We start from the raw sequence: 20,170 nt of genomic DNA, 5'->3' as shown, positions 1-20,170 counted from the left end.
CGGCGCTTCGGTGTTTCTAGCGGACAATCCGAGCCGGCAGCGCGCCGCGCAATGCGTTGCAGATCAACAGCGCTTCGGCGTTCAATACGTCGGCCTCTGTCAGCACCTTCTCAGCCGCTTGCAGACTATCGTCGTCTTCAAGTAGAACGCTTCGCATCACACCGGGCAGCACGCCCGAGGCGAGCGGCGGCGTCCACCACAGCCCCGCCAGCTTCACGAATACGTTCGACCGCCCGCCTTCCGTCAACTCGCCTCGTTCGTTGAAGAACAGCGTGTCGAAGGCGCCTTTTGCCTCGGCTTCGCGCCAGCCGCGATCGTACTGCGCACGGTGCGTGGTCTTGTGGCGCAGCAGTGGATCGTCGGCTTGGGTCGACGCAAAATCGTGATCCGTTGCGAGCAGCACGCCGACCGTGGAATCGGCCAACGGCGTCAATACTGCGGACGTAATCTGCGTCACGCCGCTCTTGCCTAGCGCGAAGCGCATGCGGTGCGGCGTTGCGGCGGGCAACGACGCGCATCGCTCCGCGATCTGCGCGCTGATGCTTGTGGCATCGAATTCAAAACCCAGCGTCGCGGCACTCGCCGACAGCCTCGCGAGATGGCGCGACAAATAGCGCACGCCCTCTTCCCGCGTCGCGTACATGGTTTCGAACAGATCGAAGCCGGGCTCCGCACCGGTCAGGAAGCGCGCTTTCAATCGACACTCCGCATATTCGTCTTCGGCGACGCTGTCGAGCACGATGCCCGCGCCGACGCCCATCGTGCCGCGCAGTTGTCCCCTGGGCGCGGACGGCTTCAACGTAAGCGTGCGAATCGCGACGGACATGCAGAAGTCGCCGCCGCTATTTTCATTCGCCGCCGGCTCCGGCGCGGGCGCATCAAGCCAGCCGATCGCGCCGGTGTAAAGCCCGCGTGGCGTGCTCTCCAGTTCGTCGATCAACTGCATCGTGCGATGCTTCGGCGCACCGGTGATCGAGCCGCAAGGAAAAAGCGCGCGCAGTATCGCGGCGAACGACGTGCCGGGCCGCAAAGCGGCTTCAACCGTCGACGTCATCTGCCAAACCGATGCATACGGCTCGACGGAAAAGAGCGCGGGCACTTTGACGGAGCCCGTCTGAGCGACGCGCGACAGATCGTTGCGCAGCAGATCGACGATCATCACGTTTTCGGCGCGGTTCTTGGGATCGCTGCCGAGGAATTCAGCAGCGCCCCGATCCGCTGACGTATCGGCCGAACGCGGCGCGGTGCCTTTCATCGGACGCGCGCGCAACGTTGCATTCTGCTTTTCGACAAAGAGTTCCGGCGAGCACGACAGCACCCAGTCACCAACAGGCATTGCGATCAACGCGCCGTACCGAACCGGTTGACGCGCCCGCAAGCGCCGATAAAGCGCGATAGGCGAGCCGAATACGTCGAAACCAAGCCGGTATGTGTAGTTGACCTGATAGGAATCGCCGTCGCGCAAGGCCGCATGAATTGCGTCGATGGCCGCATTGAACTGCGCGGGCTCGACACTCTCGCGCACGTTGGCCGTGCCCGCCACCGAGGGTTCAGCGAGATCGCCGTCACGCTTTACGAGCCACGCGTCGACCTCGTCGCGCGAGAGTTTCTCGCAACGCTCGAACAATAAAAAACGCAGCGTGGCGTCGCCATGCTGCGTTTTGAACGACGGATCCGATGCCCCGCCGAGAAGATGCCGGCCGAACTCGTAGTCGGCGAGCACGATAGCGTGCAGGCCGTGCCGTGCATCGGATTCGGCGGCCTCGCACACGGCTTCCAGTTGCGCGGCATCGGCGCATACCCGCTCATGCGCGAAACCGGTGTACAGCCTGCTCGAGCGGCGCGCCGCCGACGCGTCGCAATCATCGAGCAATGCAAATACAGCGCCGCGCTCATCTGCCGTCATGCTTACCGCCAACTTCGAACCGCCGTTAATCGAAGAAGCTCTTCACCCTGTCGAACCAGCTCTTGCTTTGCGGGCTGTGCCGCGCGCCACCTTCCACCAAAGCTTTCTCGAACTGCTTGAGCAGATCGCGCTGCGATTCGGTGAGCTTGACCGGCGTTTCGACCTGGACATGCACGTACAGATCGCCGGCAATGCTCGAACGCAAGCCCTTGATACCCTTGCCGCGCAACCGGAACGTCTTGCCCGACTGCGTGCCTTCGGGCACCGTGAAGCTCGCGCGGCCCGCGAGCGTGGGCACTTCGATTTCGCCGCCCAACGCCGCCGTGGTGAACGGAATCGGCATCTGGCAATGCAGATCGTCGCCGTCGCGCTCGAACACCGAATGCTGCTTGATATGAATCTCGACGTACAGATCGCCCGACGGTCCGCCGTTGATGCCCGGTTCGCCGTTGCCGGCCGAACGGATGCGCATGCCGTCGTCGATACCTGCCGGAATCTTCACTTCGAGCGTCTTGGTTTCCTTCACCTTGCCCGCGCCGTGGCAGTGAGCGCACGGTTCAGGAATATAGGTGCCGGTGCCGTGACACTTCGGACAGGTTTGCTGGATGCTGAAGAAGCCTTGCGACATCCGCACCGCGCCCGAACCGCTACAGGTCGGACAGGTTTCCGGCTTGGTGCCGGGCTTCGCGCCCGAACCGTGACAGACTTCGCACGACACCCAGCTCGGCACGCGAATCTGCGTGTCGTAACCATGCGCCGCTTGTTCAAGCGTGATTTCCATGCTGTAGCGCAGGTCGGCGCCGCGATACACCTGCGGGCCCGCACGTCCGCCGCCGCCCCGCGCCGCGCCGCCTGCCGCCTGGCCGAAGATGTCGCCGAAAATATCGCCGAACGCATCGGCAAAGCCGCCGAAGCCTTGTGCGCCGGCGCCGCCCATGTTCGGATCGACGCCCGCGTGACCATACTGGTCGTACGCGGCACGCTTTTGCGAGTCCGAGAGCATTTCATAGGCTTCCTTCACCTCCTTGAAATGCTCTTCCGCATCCTTGTTGCCCGGATTGCGGTCGGGGTGGTGCTTCATCGCCAGCTTGCGATAAGCCTTCTTGATTTCGTCGTCGCTCGCGTTCTTTGCGACGCCCAGAACCTCGTAGTAATCCCGTTTCGCCATATCGGTTCAACGCCCCTCGCGAGAGTGCCGCGCGGTGGCTCCTCTTGAATGCTGGAGTCTCACGACTCGTCCGGTCGCTGTTTCGTGCCGACTGAGATGCGGCGCGAAACAACGGCCTCCATAAAACAAATGTGCCCGGAGAGCCTAAAAGGCTCGCCAGGCGTGATAACCGCTCTTGCACGTTGCCGCGTCCTGTTGCCCGCGGTCCCTCTCGTGCAGCCGGGCCGCACACAGAACCCGTGTGCGGCTTTACGGTCGGAATGCGACCTGGCTTTAGTCTTTCTTGACTTCCTTGAAGTCGGCGTCGACCACATCGTCCTGCTGCTGGCTCGCGCCACCAGCCGATGCACCCGCGCTCGCGCCCGCCGCGCCTGCTGCCGCAGCTTCGGCACCTTGGGCAGCCTGCATGTCGGCGTACATCTTCTCGCCCATCTTCTGCGAAGCCGTCGCCACCGCTTCGATTTTGGCTTCGAGCGCGGCCTTGTCGGTCGAACTGCTCTTCAGCGCTTCTTCGAGGTCCTTCAGCGCGGTTTCGATCTTTTCCTTCTCGCCGGCTTCCAGCTTGTCGCCGTATTCGGTGAGCGCCTTCTTCGTGCTGTGGACGAGCGCGTCACCCTGGTTGCGGGCGTCGGCCAGCTCACGCAGCTTGTGATCTTCTTCCGCGTTGGCTTCGGCGTCCTTCACCATCTTCTCGATTTCGGCTTCGGACAGACCCGAGTTCGCCTTGATCGTGATGCGGTTTTCCTTGCCGGTCGCCTTGTCTTTCGCGCCGACGTGCAGAATGCCGTTCGCGTCGATGTCGAAGCTCACTTCGATCTGCGGCGTGCCGCGCGGTGCCGGCGGAATGCCTTCAAGATTGAACTCGCCCAGCAGCTTGTTGCCCGCTGCCATTTCGCGTTCGCCCTGATACACCTTGATCGTCACGGCGCTCTGATTGTCGTCAGCCGTCGAGTAGACCTGCGAATGCTTGGTCGGGATCGTGGTGTTCTTGTTGATCATCTTCGTCATCACGCCGCCGAGCGTTTCGATGCCGAGCGACAGCGGGGTCACGTCGAGCAGCAGAACGTCCTTGCGGTCGCCAGACAACACCTGGCCCTGAATCGCGGCGCCAACGGCCACGGCTTCGTCCGGGTTCACGTCGCGGCGCGGATCCTTGCCGAAGAATTCCTTAACTTTTTCCTGCACCTTCGGCATGCGGGTCATACCGCCGACCAGAATCACGTCGTCGATTTCGCCGACCTTCACGCCTGCGTCCTTGATAGCGACGCGGCACGGTTCGATCGTGCGTTCGATCAGTTCTTCAACCAGCGCTTCGAGCTTGGCGCGCGTAATCTTCAGGTTCAAGTGCTTCGGACCCGACGCGTCGGCCGTGATGTACGGCAGGTTGATTTCGGTTTGCTGGCTCGACGATAGTTCGATCTTCGCCTTTTCAGCCGATTCCTTCAGGCGCTGCAGCGCGAGCACGTCTTTCGACAGATCGACGCCCTGCTCTTTCTTGAACTCGCCGATGATGTAGTCGATGATGCGCTGGTCGAAGTCTTCACCGCCCAGGAACGTATCGCCGTTCGTGGACAGCACTTCAAACTGCTTTTCACCGTCGACGTCGGCGATTTCGATGATCGACACGTCGAACGTACCGCCGCCTAGGTCATACACGGCGATCTTGCGGTCACCCTTCTCGTTCTTGTCGAGACCGAACGCGAGCGCGGCTGCGGTCGGTTCGTTGATGATGCGCTTGACTTCCAGACCGGCGATGCGGCCTGCATCTTTGGTTGCCTGACGCTGGCTGTCGTTGAAGTACGCGGGAACCGTGATCACGGCTTCGGTGACCGGCTCGCCGAGATAGTCTTCAGCGGTCTTCTTCATCTTGCGCAGCACTTCCGCGGAGATTTGCGGCGGAGCGAGCTTCTGATCCCGTACTTCGACCCATGCGTCGCCGTTGTCGGCCTTCATGATCTTGTACGGCATCAGGCCGATGTCTTTTTGAACTTCCTTCTCTTCGAAGCGGCGGCCGATCAGGCGCTTAACCGCGTACAGCGTGTTCTTCGGGTTCGTGACCGACTGACGCTTGGCAGGCGCGCCGACGAGAATCTCGCCGTCTTCCATGTAGGCGATGATCGACGGCGTGGTGCGCGCACCTTCCGAGTTCTCGATCACCTTGACCGAATTGCCTTCCATGATCGCCACGCACGAGTTGGTCGTGCCGAGGTCGATACCGATGATTTTGCCCATTTTCACTAATCTCCTGACTTTGATCGCTGCGGGAATCGCCCTGTTTGCCGTTCGGCGGCAAGGCAATCCACCCTGAATTCATACCTGCACTCAACATAAGTGCGTCCGCATCGTTTTCAAGACCTCTTTTGCGATGCGGTCTTTAATTTTTTTCAATCGGACGAACTTTTGCCCGTATTCGCTCCGTCAGCTTGCGCACCGCCCGCGGCATCGGCCGACCGGATCTTCTCGCGCGCTGCGGCAACCGCCGCCTTGAACTGCGTCAAGCCGTGCCAGCCGGTTGCCCGACCCAGCCGTTTGCCGCGATGAAAGAAGAACCACGTCGGCACGCCATGAAGCATGAAACGCCGGCCAAGTTCACGGTGCTCGTAGACATTGCTGTGAAACCACCGCAGACCGAGCGCGCGGATTGCGTCCGGTTGCGCGAGCATGGCCTTCTTGGCGATCTCGCAGTTAAAGCAGTCGAGTCCCCAGAAGAACACCACCGCGAGTTGGTCACCCGCTTCGGCGAGGCCGGCGTCGAACGATTCGGCGCTCAGCTCCTGCATGTCAAACGCCGAGAACGCGGTTGCGTCGACGGGAATATTGGCCATGACGGTGTCTACCTGGTGTCTACCGGCTGTCTACAGCCAAACGCGGGCGAAGCGCGGGCGAAATCCCAAATGGAATACGGAGCAAACCGGCGTTACTTCGGCGCGGCGACAGTGACGAGCGCCGGGCGCAGCACGCGATCCGCGATCACGAAGCCCTTTTGCAGCACGGCGACCACCGTGTTCGGCTCCTGGTCGGCCGGCACCATGGAGATAGCCTGATGGCGGTGCGGGTCGAACTTCTCGCCCACCGGATTCAGCGCGACGACGCGGCCTTTCTCCAGCGCGCCCGTGAGCTGACGCAGCGTGAGCTCGACGCCTTCGCGCACTTTTTGAAGATCGTCGGTCGAGTGAGCGACGGCTGCTTCCAGGCTGTCGATCACCGGCAGCAGATGCTCCGCGAAGCTCTCGATTGCAAATTTATGCGCCTTGGCAACATCTTCTTGCGCGCGGCGGCGCACGTTTTCTGTCTCGGCCTTCGCGCGCAGGAAGCTTTCCTGCAATTCGGCGATCTTCGCCTGCGCTTCGGCCAATGCGGCTTCCACGCCCGTTGCCGGCGTGTCCGTGGCGACGCTCGCAGCGGCTTCCTGCTCGGGAGTGACCGCCTCGGCGGCCTGGCGCGCGGTTTCGTCCGCGGGCGTGGGATTCTGGCTCGTCGGGTTCTCTTGCGTGTTTTCCATGTCGCTGAAAGTCGTTAAAAAATTAAAAGCCAACGGCAGCAACGGCGCATGACACTGCCGCGATTTGTGCGTTGCAAAATCGCGACAGTCATCCAGGCGCGCTACCACGTATCGAAACGGCAGGTGGGGCCGCAAACGCGCGTTTTCAAGCGCCTTCGCCGAAAATTTCAAACCTGCGGCGGCCGGCGGAAATGCGCGGTTACAACCATGGGTGCGCTGCGATCAGATTCAGATTGAGCGCGGCGTGCAAGTGACCTATGCTCCAGTTACGCGGCGGAAAAACAGCGTTAACCCTAATCTGACATAAACCTTTCCGCCATTTTGCAATTTCTACCTGGCTAGCTCGTTTCTTTTCCGCACCATCCCAAAAGGGGGTACCGTGAAACTGACCTTTGCAATCTCGGTGGTCGCACTGGTACTCGTTGCGGGCACCACGACCATCTGTATGTCTGGGGCGGTCAACGATCACACAACCGAATACGGCGGCGTGAACGCGACCATGGAACAACTGTTCAATCCCCACCTGAAAATCTGTCGATAGTCCGGCGGTCGCGCTTGGTCGGGCGGCCGTGCAATGCCTCGGCCGGCTCGCGATAGGTCTTGCGGCGCTCGTGCTCGGCCTGGCGCTTTTGCCGGCTCTCGTCGGTTTCCGCGTAAAGCGTCTGTGCGACGCTTGCTGGACCGCGCACATCGCATACGCCCAGCACCTGCACCTGCCATACGAACCGCTCGATTTCGATCTCGACGAGGTCGCCGACCCGCACGTCCTTGGCCGGCTTCACGTCGGCCCCGCCTATACGCACACGACCCTTCTCGACCGCGTCCGCGGCAAGCGAGCGCGTCTTGAAGAAGCGCGCTGCCCAGAGCCATTTGTCGATGCGCAGCTTCGCGCCCGGTTCCGTCGAAATCCGGTAGTTCATGAGTATGCTCAAGCAGGTGTGTGATGCGGTACGGGGACCGCCTGGACCGGCCAGCCTTGCAGGTTCTGCGCGACGATTTCGCCAAGCGCGGCAATCCACGCCTGCGACGCGTTCACGCAAGGAATGCGATGAAACTCCTTGCCGCCCGCATGCAGGAACTCGTCGCGCACTTCCATGCCGATCTCCTCGATTGTCTCGAGACAGTCGGCGGTGAAGCCGGGACAAAAAACATCAGCACGCCGCACGCCCGCTGCCCCGAGTTCCTTCAGCGTGGGGGCCGTGTACGGCTGCAACCACTCGGCCTTGCCGAAACGCGACTGGAACGTGATGCGGCATTCCACCGGCGTCAGGCCGAGCGCCTGCATCAGCAGCGCGCCGGTCGTCTGGCACTGCTCGTGGTACGGATCGCCGAGATCGAGCGTGCGCTTGGGCACGCCATGAAAACTGAGAACGAGCTTGTCGCCGGCTGCAAAATCCGGCCGACCATGGAGATGCCAATACTGGTGCACCTGCGCAGCGAGCGCTGAAATGTACGCGGGATGATCGGCGTACTGGCGCACCGTGCGGATCTCGGGCTGGTTACGCATGCGCTTGAGCGCGGAGAACGCGTCGTCGAAAGCGGTCGCCGTGGTCGACGACGAGTATTGCGGATACATCGGCACCAGCAGCACCCGTTCGGCACCGGCGAGCTTCAGCTGATTGAGCATGGCCGGGATGCCGGGTGTGCCGTAGCGCATTGCGTAGTCGACGAGCACCGTGTAGTCATTCAATTGCAGCAGATGGCGCAAACCTTCCACCTGCTTTTCCGTATAGACGCGCAGCGGCGAACCTTCCGGCATCCACACGGCCGCATATTTCTTCGCGGACGCGCGGCCCCGGAACGGCAGGATCAGAAGCCGCAGAATGATTTGCCACAGCAGCGCAGGAATTTCGACCACGCGCGGATCGGACAGGAACTGCGCGAGATAGCGGCGAACCGCACGAGGCGTTGGCGCGTCGGGCGTGCCGAGATTGATCAGTAACACCGCAACGCGGTGCGACGTGGCGTTCTGCGAGGGCCGCTCAAGGTCGAAGCGCATAGGCAGCAGGAGTAACCGCACAAGGCGGGAAGTGGAACCAGGTGGGATTCATTATAGCGGCGCGCCTCGTGGCCGCGCGCCCTAAGGACCCCTGGCCGTTCGGCCAATTGGCAGGCGGCGCGCGCTCGCGCATCATGTGCTGGACAAACCGCCGCAGCTGTGACGCGCTACTGCTGACTGAGCGTCAGCGAGAGCAGTCTCGCGGTGATGTCCACGATCGGGATCACGCGGTTGTAGGCCATTCGCGTAGGTCCGATCACGCCCAGCGTGCCGACTATCTTGCCATTCACTTCGTAGGGCGCGGTGACGACGCTCATTTCCTCGATAGGAACGAGGTTCGACTCGCCGCCTATGAAGATCTGCACGCCGGCCGCATGACTCGATACATCCAGCAACTGAAGGAGACTGGTCTTTTGATCGAACACATCGAACAGCTTGCGCAGGCGCGCCATGTCCGAGGAAAGATCCGCGACCTCGAGCAGATTGCGCTCGCCCGAAATGAGCACGGTCTCGCCGGTGTCCGATTCGTCGGTGCTCGCGGTGACGGCCGCGTGCATGAGCGTGGTCATGTCGCCGCGCAACTGGTCGATCTCTTCGCGCAGGCGGCGGCGCACTTCGTCGAAAGAAAGACCGGCGAAGTGAGCGTTGATGTAGTTGGACGCTTCCACCAGTTCGGACGGCGAGAAGTCGCGCTGGGTCGCCATCATGCGGTTCTGCACGTCGCCTTCGGGCGTGACGATGATCAGCAGAATGCGCTTGTCGGACAGGCGCATGAATTCGATCTGCTTGAACACGTGGCTGCGCCGCGGCGTGAGCACGACACCGGCGAACTGCGACAGATTCGAGAGCACGCTCGCCGCCGCGGCGACGATTTTCTGCGGCTCACCGGCCTGCAGCGTAGTCTTGACGGTACGCGTGACCGCCTCTTCGTCTGCGGCCGACTCGACAGTCAACATTGTGTCGACGAAAAGCCGGTAGCCGCGCGGCGTGGGAATGCGTCCAGCCGAAGTATGAGGGCTGATCACAAGGCCCAGATCCTCGAGATCCGACATGACGTTGCGGATGGTCGCCGGGCTCAGCTCCAGGCCGGAATAGCGCGACAACGTGCGCGAGCCGACCGGCTGACCTTCGGCAATGTAGCGCTCGATTAGAGTTTTCAGGAGGGTTTGTGCGCGAGGATCTAGCATGACGGAAAATTCTAGCTCAATGGTGCGACTACCGCGAGCGCTAACGGCGCTCAACACCGGCGGAATGACCGCCGCTCGCCAGGACCGACGCTTGCGCCGGTTTCAGGGCTTGGTGCCGCGTTCGGTGCGGTGCGCCGCCAGCCCTGTTGTCGACGGCCCCGCCCGCAACGCGCCGTTGCATTCTGCACGGCGCGCATGTCATCAAGGCTTCACCATTCTAACGATAATCCCTAACTGCGCTGGCGGCCCGCCCGTGCCGGCGGGCCGCCGGGTCCGAGTGCGGTTCTTTTCGGGTGCTACCTATGGTGTAATGCCGGCATGCAAGTAACCAGCCAGTTCAAGACCGTGGCGCTCGTCGGGCGCAACAACACGCCGGGCATTCGTGAGCCCCTGACCGCGCTCGCCTCCTGCATCGCGAAGCGCGGCTTCGAAGTCGTTTTCGAAGCCGACACCGCCGCGGAAATCGGCGTCACCGAGTATCCGGCGCTGCGTCCCGCGGAGATCGGCGCGCGTGCCGACGTGGCGATCGTGCTGGGAGGCGACGGCACGATGCTGGGCATCGGCCGGCAACTGGCGCCTTACCGCACACCGCTCATCGGCATCAACCACGGCCGGCTGGGTTTCATTACCGACATCCCGATCTCCCACATGAGCGAGATCGTGCCGCAAATGCTGGCGGGCAACTTCGAACGCGAGGAGCGCGTGCTGCTGGAGGCGCGGATCATGCGCCAGGGCAATCCGATCTATCACGCGCTCGCCTTCAACGACGTGGTGGTCAATCGCAGCGGCTTCTCCGGCATGGCGGAACTGCACGTTTCCGTGGACGGCCGCTTCATGTACAACCAGCGCTCGGACGGCCTGATCGTCGCCACGCCTACCGGCTCGACGGCTTACGCGCTGTCGTCGCAAGGGCCGATTCTGCATCCGCAATTACAGGGCATCGTACTCGTGCCGATCGCGCCGCACGCGCTGTCGAACCGGCCCATCGTGTTGCCGGACGACTCGAAGGTCAGTATCCAGATCGTTTCCGGGCGCGAGGTCAACGTCAATTTCGATATGCAGTCGTTCACGTCGCTCGAACTGGGCGACGCAATCGAAGTGCGCCGCTCGCGTCATACGGTGCCGATGCTGCATCCGGTTGGCTACAGCTATTTCGCGACGCTGCGCAAGAAGCTGCACTGGAACGAATACCCGTCGCACGAAGAAGACGGCAAGCTCTGACCGGCGGAGAATGCCGGGATACAAGCGCCGCTAGAGAAACCCGAATACCAGGCTCACAGACCACCTCCATGCTTCGCCACCTCTCGATACGCGACTTCGTCATCGTCGCCGCGCTCGATCTCGAATTCGACAGCGGCTTTACCGTTTTTTCCGGCGAGACCGGCGCCGGCAAGTCGATCCTCATCGACGCGCTGGCGCTCGCGCTCGGCGCACGCGCCGACGCGAGCGTCGTTCGCACCGGCGAGAGCCGCGCCGACATCACCGCGGAATTCGACACGCACGCGCAGGTGGATCAGTGGCTCGACGAGCAGGCGTTCAGCGCGTCGGCAGCCGACGGCCAGCACGGCGGCACCGTGATGCTGCGCCGCGTGGTGGACGCGAACGGGCGCTCGCGCGCTTTCATCAACGGCACGGCCGCGACATTGGCGCAATTGCGCGAGCTCGGCGAAATGCTGGTGGATATTCATGGCCAGCACGCGCACCAGTTGCTGATGCGTCCAGACGCCCAGCGCGAACTGTTCGACACTCACGCAGGCCTGAGCGAACTTTCCGCGAGCGTCACGCGCGCGTGGCGCACATGGCGCGAGAAGGTCCAGGCGGTCGAGCATGCGCAAACGCGCGACCGCGAGTTGCAACTGGAACGCGAGCGGCTTGCCTGGCAGCTTGCCGAACTGGACAAGCTCTCGCCCCAGCCGGGCGAATGGGAAGAGGTTAACGCCGAGCATCGGCGGCTGTCGCATTCGGCGAATCTGATCGACGGCGTGCAAGGCGCGCTTACTGCGTTATCCGAATCGGACGAAGCGATGATCACGCATCTTGCGTCGATCGTGTCGAAGGTGCGTGACCTCGCTGAAATCGATCCGGTCTTGAACGACGTGCTGGCCGCGCTGGAACCCGCAGAGATTCAACTTCAGGAAGCTGCGTACTCGCTGAGCCATTACGCACAAAAGCTCGAACTCGATCCCGACCGGCTCGCCCAGGTCGAAAAGCGCCTCGACGCACTGCATTCGGGGGCGCGCAAATTCCGCTTGCAGCCCGAAACGCTGCCTGAGGAACATGAAACGCGCCGCGCGCAACTCGCCGCGCTAGACGCTGCCGCCGACCTCGATAGCCTGCATGCAGCAGAAGCGAAGGCGCGCGAGGTCTTCGTCGCGGAAGCGAAAAAGCTCTCCAAAGCACGCGCGAAGGCTGGCAAGGCGCTCGGCGCGGCGGTCACCACCGGCATGCAGGAACTGTCGATGAAAGGCGGCAGCTTCGAAGTGGCGCTGGTGCCGCTCCCGGAAGGCGGCGCGTATGGACTGGAGCAGGTCGAGTTCCGCGTTGCGGGGCATGCGGGCGTGCCGCTGCGGCCGCTTGCCAAGGTCGCATCGGGCGGCGAACTCGCGCGTATCAGCCTTGCGCTGGCTGTGATCGCCAGCGCCGCAAGCCCGACGCCCACGCTGATCTTCGACGAAGTGGATACGGGCATTGGCGGCGGCGTCGCCGAAGTGGTTGGGCGTCTATTGCATCAACTCGGAGAAGCGCGCCAGGTGCTTTGCGTGACGCATTTGCCGCAGGTCGCCGCACGTGGCGATCATCATTTCCAGGTGGCGAAGGCCGGCAATGGCAAGGGCGGTACGGTAAGCAGCGTCGTTTCGCTCGACAAGGCGAGCCGCGTGGAAGAAGTCGCGCGAATGCTTGGCGGCCTCGAAATCACGCCGACCACTCGCAAGCACGCGAAGGAAATGCTGGCGGCTTAGTCGCCCGAAGACTGCGGCGAACGCCCGGCTTTCAGCGCGGGCGCACGTTTTGACGCCGGAGCGGCACAAGACAAATGGCGGTAGGCCACGCTTGAGCCACGGCCGGCACGACGCACGCCTCCTTCAACCCTCGCCGAACACCCGCTCCCATAGTCCGAGCACGGCATCGCGCTCCGTCGCGACGAGAGCCGGCTCCACGCGCGCCTTCTCCATCCCATCCAGCCGCAGCTTGTGCTGCAGCTTCCGGTACGTGCGATAAGCCGCGCCGACCGTCTCGGCTTCGGCCTCGCTCATCAGCCCGAGGCGCGACACTTCGCGCAGCAGTGCAATGTTCCCGGTATTGCGGATCAGTTCGGGATCGCGCGCCGCGTGCAGCAAGACCCAGTACTGCACGGTGAATTCGATATCCACCATGCCGCCGCGATCATGCTTGAGGTCGAACAGCGTCGTATGGTTCGGGTGCCCGGCGATCACTCGCTCGCGCATCTCGACGATCTCGGCGGCAAGCTGCGCGGCGTCGCGCGGCGTGGTCAGCACCTGTTCACGGATCGCCTCGAACTGCGCGCCGATCTGCGCGTCGCCCGCACAGTAACGCGCGCGGGTCAGTGCCTGGTGCTCCCAGACCCAGGCCGTGTTGGCTGCGTCGCCCTCGCGCAGTTGATAGCGGCGGAACGCGTCCAGATCGGTGACGAGCAAGCCCGACTCGCCGTTCGGACGCAGGCGCAGGTCGACGTCGAACAATGTGCCCGCGCCGGTCGCGGTGGTCAGCCACGTGATGAGCCGGCGGGTGTACGTGGAATAGATATCGGCTGCGGCGTCGTCGGGATCGTCGTAGAGGAAAATCACGTCGAGGTCGGACGCATAGCCCAACTCCTTGCCGCCCAGCTTGCCGTATGCGATCACCGCGAAACGCGGCACCTCGCGATGGCGCTTCGGCAACTGGTTCCAGACGGCTTCGAGCGTCACATCGAGCACCGCATCGGCGAGTTCGGACAGGCGGTCGCTCACATGCTCGACGCTCAGCTTGCCGGCCAGATCGATCAGCAAAATACGGAACACTTCCGCCTGGTGCGCATGGCGCAGCAAGTCCATTTGCTGCTCGACGCCGTCCGCGGCGGCAAGCCGCAAGCGCAACGTGCGCTTGAACTCGGGCCAGTCGAATGGACTGTTGATCGCTTCGTCGTCGAGCAGTTCGTCGAGCAATTGCGGATGGCGGATCAGATAGCCGGCCGCCCAGCGCGAAGCGCCCAGCACCGACAACACCCGGTGCAGCGCTTGCGGATATTCGGTCAGCAGCGCGAGGTACGCACCGCGCCGGCCCACCGCTTCGAGCAGATCGAAAAGACGCGCGAGCGTATCGCCGCGGCGCTCGGGCGGCTCGAGCGTGCGCGCGGCTTCGAGCGCACGCTGCGCGACGATGTCGAAACGCTGCCTGCTGCGCTCGGCGAGCCCCGCATAACGCGACGATTGCCACACACCGCGCAGCCGCGCGAGCAGATCGCCCGGCTCCGCCACGCCAAGTTCGACGATACGCGCGCGCAACGCATCTTCCGCGCTGTCGTCCGAGAGTGCGCTGCTCCAGACCCATGCCGCCGCGCCGTCTTCGGGGGCGCCGCAGCCATCGCGGCCGCTTACCTTGTCCGCAAATATCTGATCGAACTGCTGTTCGACAAACTCACGATGCGCGTCGAGCCGCGCCATCAACGTCGGATAGTCGTCGCAGCCCATCGCACGCGCGAGAGCCGCGCGGTCCTCGGCATCGACGGGCATCGCATGAGTTTGCGCGTCGTTGCGATATTGCAGCCGGTGTTCCAGTTCGCGCAGAAACCGATATGCCTGCGAAAGCTTCACGCAGACCGACGTGTCGATCAACCCATGCGTCGCGGCGTGACGCAACACGGCGAGCGTCGGACGCACACGAAAACCGGCGTCCTGGCCGCCGCGAATCAACTGGAACACCTGCGCGCTGAATTCGATTTCGCGGATGCCGCCGCGCCCTAGCTTGATGTCGTCGGCCTTGTCCGGGCGCATCGACGCGCGGCGCTGCGCCTCCTGGCGAATCTGCAGATGGAGCGCGCGAATCGCACTGATCACGCCGAAGTCGAGATAACGGCGATAGACGAACGGCGTGACGATCGCATCCAGCTGTTTCGACAGTCGCCGCGCGGCCTCGCTCGTGCCTTCGGAAACGAGCCGGCCCTTGATCCACGCATAGCGCTCCCACTCGCGGCCCTGCACATAGAAATACTCTTCGAGCATGCCGAGACTGCATACGAGCGGCCCCGAATCGCCGTTCGGCCGCAGACGCATGTCGACGCGAAACACGTAGCCGTCGGCGGTGACTTCGGCGAGAGCGCCGATCAGCCGCTTGCCGAGGCGTGTGAAAAAGTCCTGCGTGGCGATCGCCGCGCGCTGGCCGCCGGCGGTCTCGCCGTCCTCTTCATAAATAAAGATGAGGTCGATGTCCGACGAGACGTTCAGTTCCCGCCCACCGAGCTTGCCCATGCCGACCACGCCCAGCGTGAGCCGCTCGCCCTGCGGGCCGCGCGGCTCGCCAAAGAGCGCCTCCAGTTCGGCGGAAAGCACGGCAAGCGAGCGCTGGATCGTCGTCTCGGCCAGATCCGTCATCGCTCCGGTGACTTCCGCGACGTCCGCCTCGCCAGCGAGGTCGCGCTCCATCACGGCGCAAAACACCTCGGTGCGCAACCGGCGCAGAGCCCGTTTCAGTGCCTCTTCGGTCAAGGGAGCGGCGGCCCCGCCGGCCGCCTCCGCGCAGAGCGTGTCGAAACGAGCGTCGATGCGCTCGCGGGTCAAGGGCGCGGACGCAAGCTCCGCCACCTGCACGACGAGTTGGGGACGGGCCGCGGCGGCGCGCGCCGTGTAGTGTGAATAGTCGGAACTCAGGAGAGTAGCGTGAGTCATTAAAGGTCTGGCTCGCTCGTTGCTTGATTGTCGGGGGACCGTGCGCCAACGGCATGGCCGGTTCGTCGCACCACAACTTCCGGCACGCCGATACGGCTCGTGCGGCAGCGTGCTGACAGGGCCTACAGGAAGTCCTGCCGACGCTTTCCCGTGTGTTACATTTCGTCGTTAATTCGCAAAACTACCATACGCCCACCCGCCGCAGCATGTCCGAGCGAAACGAACCCGCCGACCCGCAGGAAACCGGGCAGGCCCGGCCTCTGAGCGGAAGCGACCACGTCGTGCTGCGTCGGACTCTTCACGTCGTTCTGGCGCTCGCGCTCGTCCTGTATTTCATCGCGGCGGGACTGTACCTCGGCTTGCGCTATGTGGTGCTGCCGCGCGCCGACGCTTTCCGGCCGCGCATCGAAGCCGCCCTCTCCGAAAAGCTGCACGCGCAGTTCACCATCGGCAAACTGGCGCCGCATTGGAGCGAGTTCCAACCAGGGCTCGACATCACTAATCTGGTGATTCGAGATCACGAGGGCAAACCCGCGCTCACCATACCGCACGCCACCGCGAGCTTGTCGTGGCGCTCGCTCTGGCAGCTCTATCCGACGCTTTCGAGCCTGATCGTCGATCAACCGGACGTGCTGATTGCGCGCGGCAGCGACGGCGAGCTCTCGGTCGCGGGCGTGCCGGTGCCGACCCGTCATAGCGGCAACGACACGTTGTCCACGTGGCTCGTGCGCCAGCAGGCGATCGTCGTGCGCGGCGGCGTGCTGCGCTGGCGCGACGCCCAGCGTGACGAACCGGAACTCGCGCTGCGCGACATCCGTATAGCGATTCTGAACGACGGCTACGATCACCGTCTTGCCCTTCAGGCGCCGCCGGACGGCCGGTTGCTACACGGCCCAATCGATTTCCGCACGCATTTCCGGCACGCGCCGCTCGCGGCGATCGGCAAGCCGATTAACTGGAAGGGACAGGCCTATGTGTCGACCGGGCCGGTCGATCTGCCCACGCTTGCGCGTTACGTCAGGTTTCCGATCGAAACGTTCGCAGGCCGCATCGACAACGCAATCTGGGTCGAGTTCGCCGACGGCCGCATGAAGTCGGCAAGCGGCCAGATGGCCGGCGCAGATGTCGCGTTACGCGTGCGGCCCGCACAGCCGAAACTGCTTTTGCCGGTCGCCCATTTCGGGTGGCGCGTGGAAGCCGATCAGGGCGACTACAAGCTTCAACTCAGTAATATGCGCGCCGAACTCGGCCAGCCGCCGCTCGAGGACGGCACGCCGCTTACCCGCACACTTACGTTCAGCACGCTCGACGGACGCTACCGCAAGGCTTCCCAGCAAAACGGACAGCTCGTCAGCGTGTCGGGCGACCGTGTGGACCTGGGCATTCTCGCGGAATTCAGCCGCGCGCTGCCGCTGCCGCTGCCCCTTCTCAACGGTCTCGTGCGCTACAACCCGCGCGGCCTCGTCGCCAACTATCTGATCGAAGTGGAGCGCGGCAAGCCGGAATCGGGCGAGCCCGGCGGTGACCGTCATGCGACGGGCGCCGAGCCGGTCGAGCGTTATCGCTTCAAGGGCGATCTGCAAGGTATCAGCGTCGCCGCGCAGGAACCGCCGCCTGGCCTCACCGCGCGCAATCACCCGCGCGCGGGCATTCCTGGCATCGAGAATCTATGGGGCAGTGTCGACGCCGATCAACGTCACGGTACGGCGATGCTCGACACGTCCAACGTGGCGATCACGTTGCCGGGCGTGTTCGACGATCCGCGCCTGAAGCTCGACCGTCTGCACGGCCGTGCCGACTGGACCATCGGTATGAAAGCGCCCGGCGACAACCACCCGGCGTTCACCGTGAAACTGGCCGATTTCGGCGTCTCGAATGCAGACGTCGCGGCCACCGCCACCGCCGACTACAGCAACCCCGGTCACGGGCGCGGCTCGCTCGACCTGAAAGCGGACTTCGAGCGCGCCCAGGTCTCGCGCATCGCCCGCTATCTTCCGACCAGCATCAGCGAGAAGCTGCGCATCTATCTCGGCCACGGCTTGCAGGCCGGCATGTCGCGCGGCGCGACGATCGAGGTACACGGCAATCTGACGAAATTCCCCTACTCGCGCGATCCCGACGCGGGCATCTTCCATATCGTCGCGCCGTTCAAGGGCGGCAAATTCGACCCTTCGCCGTACCCGCCGCGCAAGATGAGGAATGGCACGCCAAACGTCTGGCCGCCGCTCGACGGCATCGACGGCGTGTTCGAACTCAAACAGAAAGTGCTGCGCTTCGACATCGACCGCGCGCGCTATAAACGCGTGGCGCTGCATGGCGTCAATGGCAGGATCGACGACCTCGGCACGCGCGAGTCGAATCTCGTCATCAAGGGCGACGGGCTCGGGCCGCTCGCCGACATGCTCGACTACGTGAACGAAAGCTCGCTCGGCATCATGGCGCGGCACCAGACCGAGAAGATCCGCGCCGAAGGGCCGGCCTCGCTCGCGCTGAAGCTGACGGTTCCGCGCACGCCGAAGCCGCATATCGGCGTGGAAGGCGCGCTCGGCTTCGAGAATAATCGACTGACGGTAGAGAACGTGCCGCCGCTTTCCCAGGTGAGGGGCAAGGTGCACTTTACCGAACGCAGCGCGCAGACGGACCGGCTCACCGCGCAGTTCCTCGGCGGGGACCTGCGGGCAAGCGGCGGACTGAAGCAGGACGGCACCTACGCGCTCGACCTGGGCGGCCATATCGCCGTCGAGGCGGCGCGCGGGCTCGGTCTGCATGGTCCTGCGGCTCAGGTGCTCACGCGCATGAACGGCAGCGCCCCCTACGCGCTCAGCGTGCGGGGCGCGAAAGGCAAGCTGCCGCAACTCACCGCGAACTCGGACCTGACCGGCCTCGCGCTCGACTTTCCGGCGCCGTTCAACAAGCCGGTCGGTACACCCATGCCGCTGCGGCTCGCCGCCGGCCCGTCGACGGTTGCCGGCGAAAGCGGACTGGAGCGCGCCGAACTCAACTTCGGTCCAATCGCCGCGCGCTATTTGCTGGATTACGAGCCGAAAAGGCCGCCGACGGTGCTGCGCGGCGCAATCGGCGTGAACCGGCCGGCCGATCTGCCCTCGGAAGGCGTGATCGCCGCCGTCGACCTGGAAGCATTCGATGCCGACGCATGGCGCGCGCTCGTCACGCAGATGCGCAACAAGGAAGCGCCCACCGCATCTGCCGCGCCGTCCACTCCCAACCCGACTGTCGCGCAGTTCCTGCCGAGCCGCTTCGCGCTCCACATCGGTACTTTGACGCTGCTCAAACGCCATTGGGACAGCGTGATCGTCGGCGCTTCGCACGCGGACGGCAAATGGCAGGCGAATATCGCGTCCAATCAGGTGTCCGGTCACGTTTCGTGGCTGCCGGGCGCCGACAAGACGTCGCCGGGCACGCTGCAGGCGCGCTTCGCGCGCGTGGTGATTCCGTCGGTGGCCGACAAGGATCTGCTCGGTCAGGCCATCTCGGCTCCGGCGCAGAACATGCCGTCGATCGATCTGGTCGTCAACGAACTGATTGTGCGCGACCGCGATGTCGGCCGGCTCGAAGTGCTAGCGCACAATTTCAACGAAGACGGCGTGCCCGTCTGGCAACTCGACAAGCTGGACATTGCAAATCCCTCGGCGACGCTCACGGCGACGGCGAACTGGCGCACGTCGACCGAACTGGGCAACTCCGCTGACGACACCACGTCGCGCCGCACTGTGTTCGATTTCAAGCTCGACATCAAGGATGCGGGCGGACTGCTCCAGCGCTTCGGCCAGCCGCGCACGCTGAAGGCGGGCAGCGGCACGCTGTCGGGCAAGATGGTGTGGCGCGGCGGCCCGACCGCGATCGACTACCCGACGCTGAACGGCAACATGGCCGTGGATCTTCGTCACGGCCAGATTCTCAAGGTCGATCCGGGCGTCGCCAAGCTGCTCGGCGTGCTCAGTCTGCAAAGCCTTGCGCGCTTCGCGACGATGAACTTTCGGGACGTGATCGGTGAAGGTCTGCCGTTCGAGCACGTCACGGGAACCGCGCAGATTCACAACGGCATCGGCCGCACCGAGAACTTCGAGATGGTGACCGCGCCGGCCCGCGCCGAAATGAAAGGCTCCGTCGATCTGGCTCAGGAAACGCAGGATCTGCATGTCCGGATCGTGCCGACGGTGAGCGCCGGCGCAGCGGTCATCGCGGCCGCAGTGATCAATCCATTGCTCGGCCTGGGCGCGCTGGTGGCGGATCTGGCGTTCAGCCAATCCATCTCGCACGCGTTCGCGCGGGAGTACGCGATCACCGGCTCGTGGTCGAAACCGCACATCGAGCGGGTCAAGAGCGATCGGGGTAAGATGGACGCTCCAGCTTCGAGCGCGGGCGCGAAGTAAGCGCCTTCGGTCGACGCTCTGGTTGAAGCTTCAGGTCGATGCCGGGGTCGACGCTGCCGTTGGTTACGGATTTAGGATTTTCAGCGCTCCACACCCGCGGCCCGAGCCAGCCTCGAACGACGTATGCGGCCG

The 20,170-nt window shown here is 63.9% G+C and carries 12 protein-coding genes and 1 pseudogene; 4 read left to right on the top strand and 9 right to left on the bottom strand.

Features of this window, described 5'->3' with window-relative positions:
* Positions 1-16: 16 nt before the first annotated feature.
* From pabB to grpE, 5 genes are all read right to left on the bottom strand, one after another.
* Positions 17-1,906: an aminodeoxychorismate synthase component I gene (gene pabB, locus RW095_RS37645; protein ID WP_317020755.1), complete on the bottom strand. Its 1,890-nt coding sequence runs from the start codon at positions 1,904-1,906 to the stop codon at positions 17-19.
* Positions 1,907-1,931: 25 nt separating this feature from the next.
* Entirely contained in the window at positions 1,932-3,074 is a 1,143-nt protein-coding gene (gene dnaJ, locus RW095_RS37640; protein WP_027799408.1) for a molecular chaperone DnaJ, read from the bottom strand.
* 273 nt (positions 3,075-3,347) lie between these two features.
* Positions 3,348-5,306: a molecular chaperone DnaK gene (dnaK, locus tag RW095_RS37635; protein ID WP_317020754.1), complete on the bottom strand. Its 1,959-nt coding sequence runs from the start codon at positions 5,304-5,306 to the stop codon at positions 3,348-3,350.
* Positions 5,307-5,458: 152 nt separating this feature from the next.
* A complete protein-coding gene (locus tag RW095_RS37630; RefSeq protein ID WP_317020753.1) occupies positions 5,459-5,899 on the bottom strand; it encodes a thioredoxin family protein in 441 nt (146 codons plus the stop codon).
* Between the two features lie 92 nt (positions 5,900-5,991).
* A complete protein-coding gene (grpE, locus tag RW095_RS37625) occupies positions 5,992-6,576 on the bottom strand; it encodes a nucleotide exchange factor GrpE (RefSeq protein ID WP_317020752.1) in 585 nt (194 codons plus the stop codon).
* A gap of 379 nt (positions 6,577-6,955) precedes the next feature.
* Between grpE and RW095_RS37620 the strand changes: the two genes are divergently transcribed.
* Positions 6,956-7,117 carry a hypothetical protein gene (locus RW095_RS37620; RefSeq protein WP_006047884.1) on the top strand — a complete coding sequence of 54 codons (162 nt, stop codon included), beginning with the start codon at positions 6,956-6,958 and terminating at the stop codon, positions 7,115-7,117.
* On the opposite strand, the gene RW095_RS37615 is transcribed toward RW095_RS37620, so the two are convergent.
* The 3 genes from RW095_RS37615 to hrcA form a co-directional block, all read right to left on the bottom strand.
* On the bottom strand, positions 7,089-7,496 hold the full coding sequence (locus RW095_RS37615; protein WP_128585265.1) for an RNA-binding S4 domain-containing protein: 408 nt from the start codon (positions 7,494-7,496) through the stop codon (positions 7,089-7,091). The two genes, RW095_RS37620 and RW095_RS37615, sit on opposite strands and share 29 nt — an antisense overlap.
* A gap of 8 nt (positions 7,497-7,504) precedes the next feature.
* Positions 7,505-8,575 (bottom strand): ferrochelatase, encoded by a 1,071-nt coding sequence (hemH, locus tag RW095_RS37610; RefSeq protein WP_317020751.1) that lies wholly within the window; start codon positions 8,573-8,575, stop codon positions 7,505-7,507.
* Between the two features lie 167 nt (positions 8,576-8,742).
* Complete coding sequence (gene hrcA / locus RW095_RS37605; protein WP_025601566.1) at positions 8,743-9,762, bottom strand: heat-inducible transcriptional repressor HrcA; 1,020 nt, start codon at positions 9,760-9,762, stop codon at positions 8,743-8,745.
* Positions 9,763-10,080: 318 nt separating this feature from the next.
* On the opposite strand from hrcA, the gene RW095_RS37600 reads away from it, so the two are divergent.
* Positions 10,081-10,983: an NAD kinase gene (locus tag RW095_RS37600; protein ID WP_317020750.1), complete on the top strand. Its 903-nt coding sequence runs from the start codon at positions 10,081-10,083 to the stop codon at positions 10,981-10,983.
* A 68-nt stretch (positions 10,984-11,051) separates the two neighbouring features.
* Positions 11,052-12,722: a DNA repair protein RecN gene (gene recN, locus RW095_RS37595; RefSeq protein ID WP_317020749.1), complete on the top strand. Its 1,671-nt coding sequence runs from the start codon at positions 11,052-11,054 to the stop codon at positions 12,720-12,722.
* Between the two features lie 123 nt (positions 12,723-12,845).
* Here the strand turns inward: recN and glnE are convergent.
* Positions 12,846-15,647 (bottom strand): annotated as a pseudogene (gene glnE / locus RW095_RS37590) (bifunctional [glutamate--ammonia ligase]-adenylyl-L-tyrosine phosphorylase/[glutamate--ammonia-ligase] adenylyltransferase); the annotation flags it as partial.
* A 203-nt stretch (positions 15,648-15,850) separates the two neighbouring features.
* Here glnE and RW095_RS37585 point away from each other — a divergent pair.
* Positions 15,851-20,038, top strand: a complete 4,188-nt coding sequence (locus tag RW095_RS37585) for a YhdP family protein (protein WP_317020747.1) — start codon at positions 15,851-15,853, stop codon at positions 20,036-20,038.
* Positions 20,039-20,170: the final 132 nt, after the last annotated feature.

It is taken from the genome of Paraburkholderia kirstenboschensis (genome assembly GCF_032806925.1).
Classification (GTDB): domain Bacteria; phylum Pseudomonadota; class Gammaproteobacteria; order Burkholderiales; family Burkholderiaceae; genus Paraburkholderia; species Paraburkholderia kirstenboschensis.
This window is presented reverse-complemented; position numbering and strand designations above follow the sequence as displayed.

Excerpts from the sequence above, each read along its gene's own strand:
- pabB (WP_317020755.1), bottom strand. The coding sequence starts at position 1,906 with ATGACGGCAGATGAGCGCGGCGCTGTATTTGCATTGCTCGATGATTGC.
- dnaJ (WP_027799408.1), bottom strand. The coding sequence starts at position 3,074 with ATGGCGAAACGGGATTACTACGAGGTTCTGGGCGTCGCAAAGAACGCG.
- dnaK (WP_317020754.1), bottom strand. The coding sequence starts at position 5,306 with ATGGGCAAAATCATCGGTATCGACCTCGGCACGACCAACTCGTGCGTG.
- RW095_RS37630 (WP_317020753.1), bottom strand. The coding sequence starts at position 5,899 with ATGGCCAATATTCCCGTCGACGCAACCGCGTTCTCGGCGTTTGACATG.
- grpE (WP_317020752.1), bottom strand. The coding sequence starts at position 6,576 with ATGGAAAACACGCAAGAGAACCCGACGAGCCAGAATCCCACGCCCGCG.
- RW095_RS37615 (WP_128585265.1), bottom strand. The coding sequence starts at position 7,496 with ATGAACTACCGGATTTCGACGGAACCGGGCGCGAAGCTGCGCATCGAC.
- hemH (WP_317020751.1), bottom strand. The coding sequence starts at position 8,575 with ATGCGCTTCGACCTTGAGCGGCCCTCGCAGAACGCCACGTCGCACCGC.
- hrcA (WP_025601566.1), bottom strand. The coding sequence starts at position 9,762 with ATGCTAGATCCTCGCGCACAAACCCTCCTGAAAACTCTAATCGAGCGC.
- RW095_RS37600 (WP_317020750.1), top strand. The coding sequence starts at position 10,081 with ATGCAAGTAACCAGCCAGTTCAAGACCGTGGCGCTCGTCGGGCGCAAC.
- recN (WP_317020749.1), top strand. The coding sequence starts at position 11,052 with ATGCTTCGCCACCTCTCGATACGCGACTTCGTCATCGTCGCCGCGCTC.
- RW095_RS37585 (WP_317020747.1), top strand. The coding sequence starts at position 15,851 with ATGTCCGAGCGAAACGAACCCGCCGACCCGCAGGAAACCGGGCAGGCC.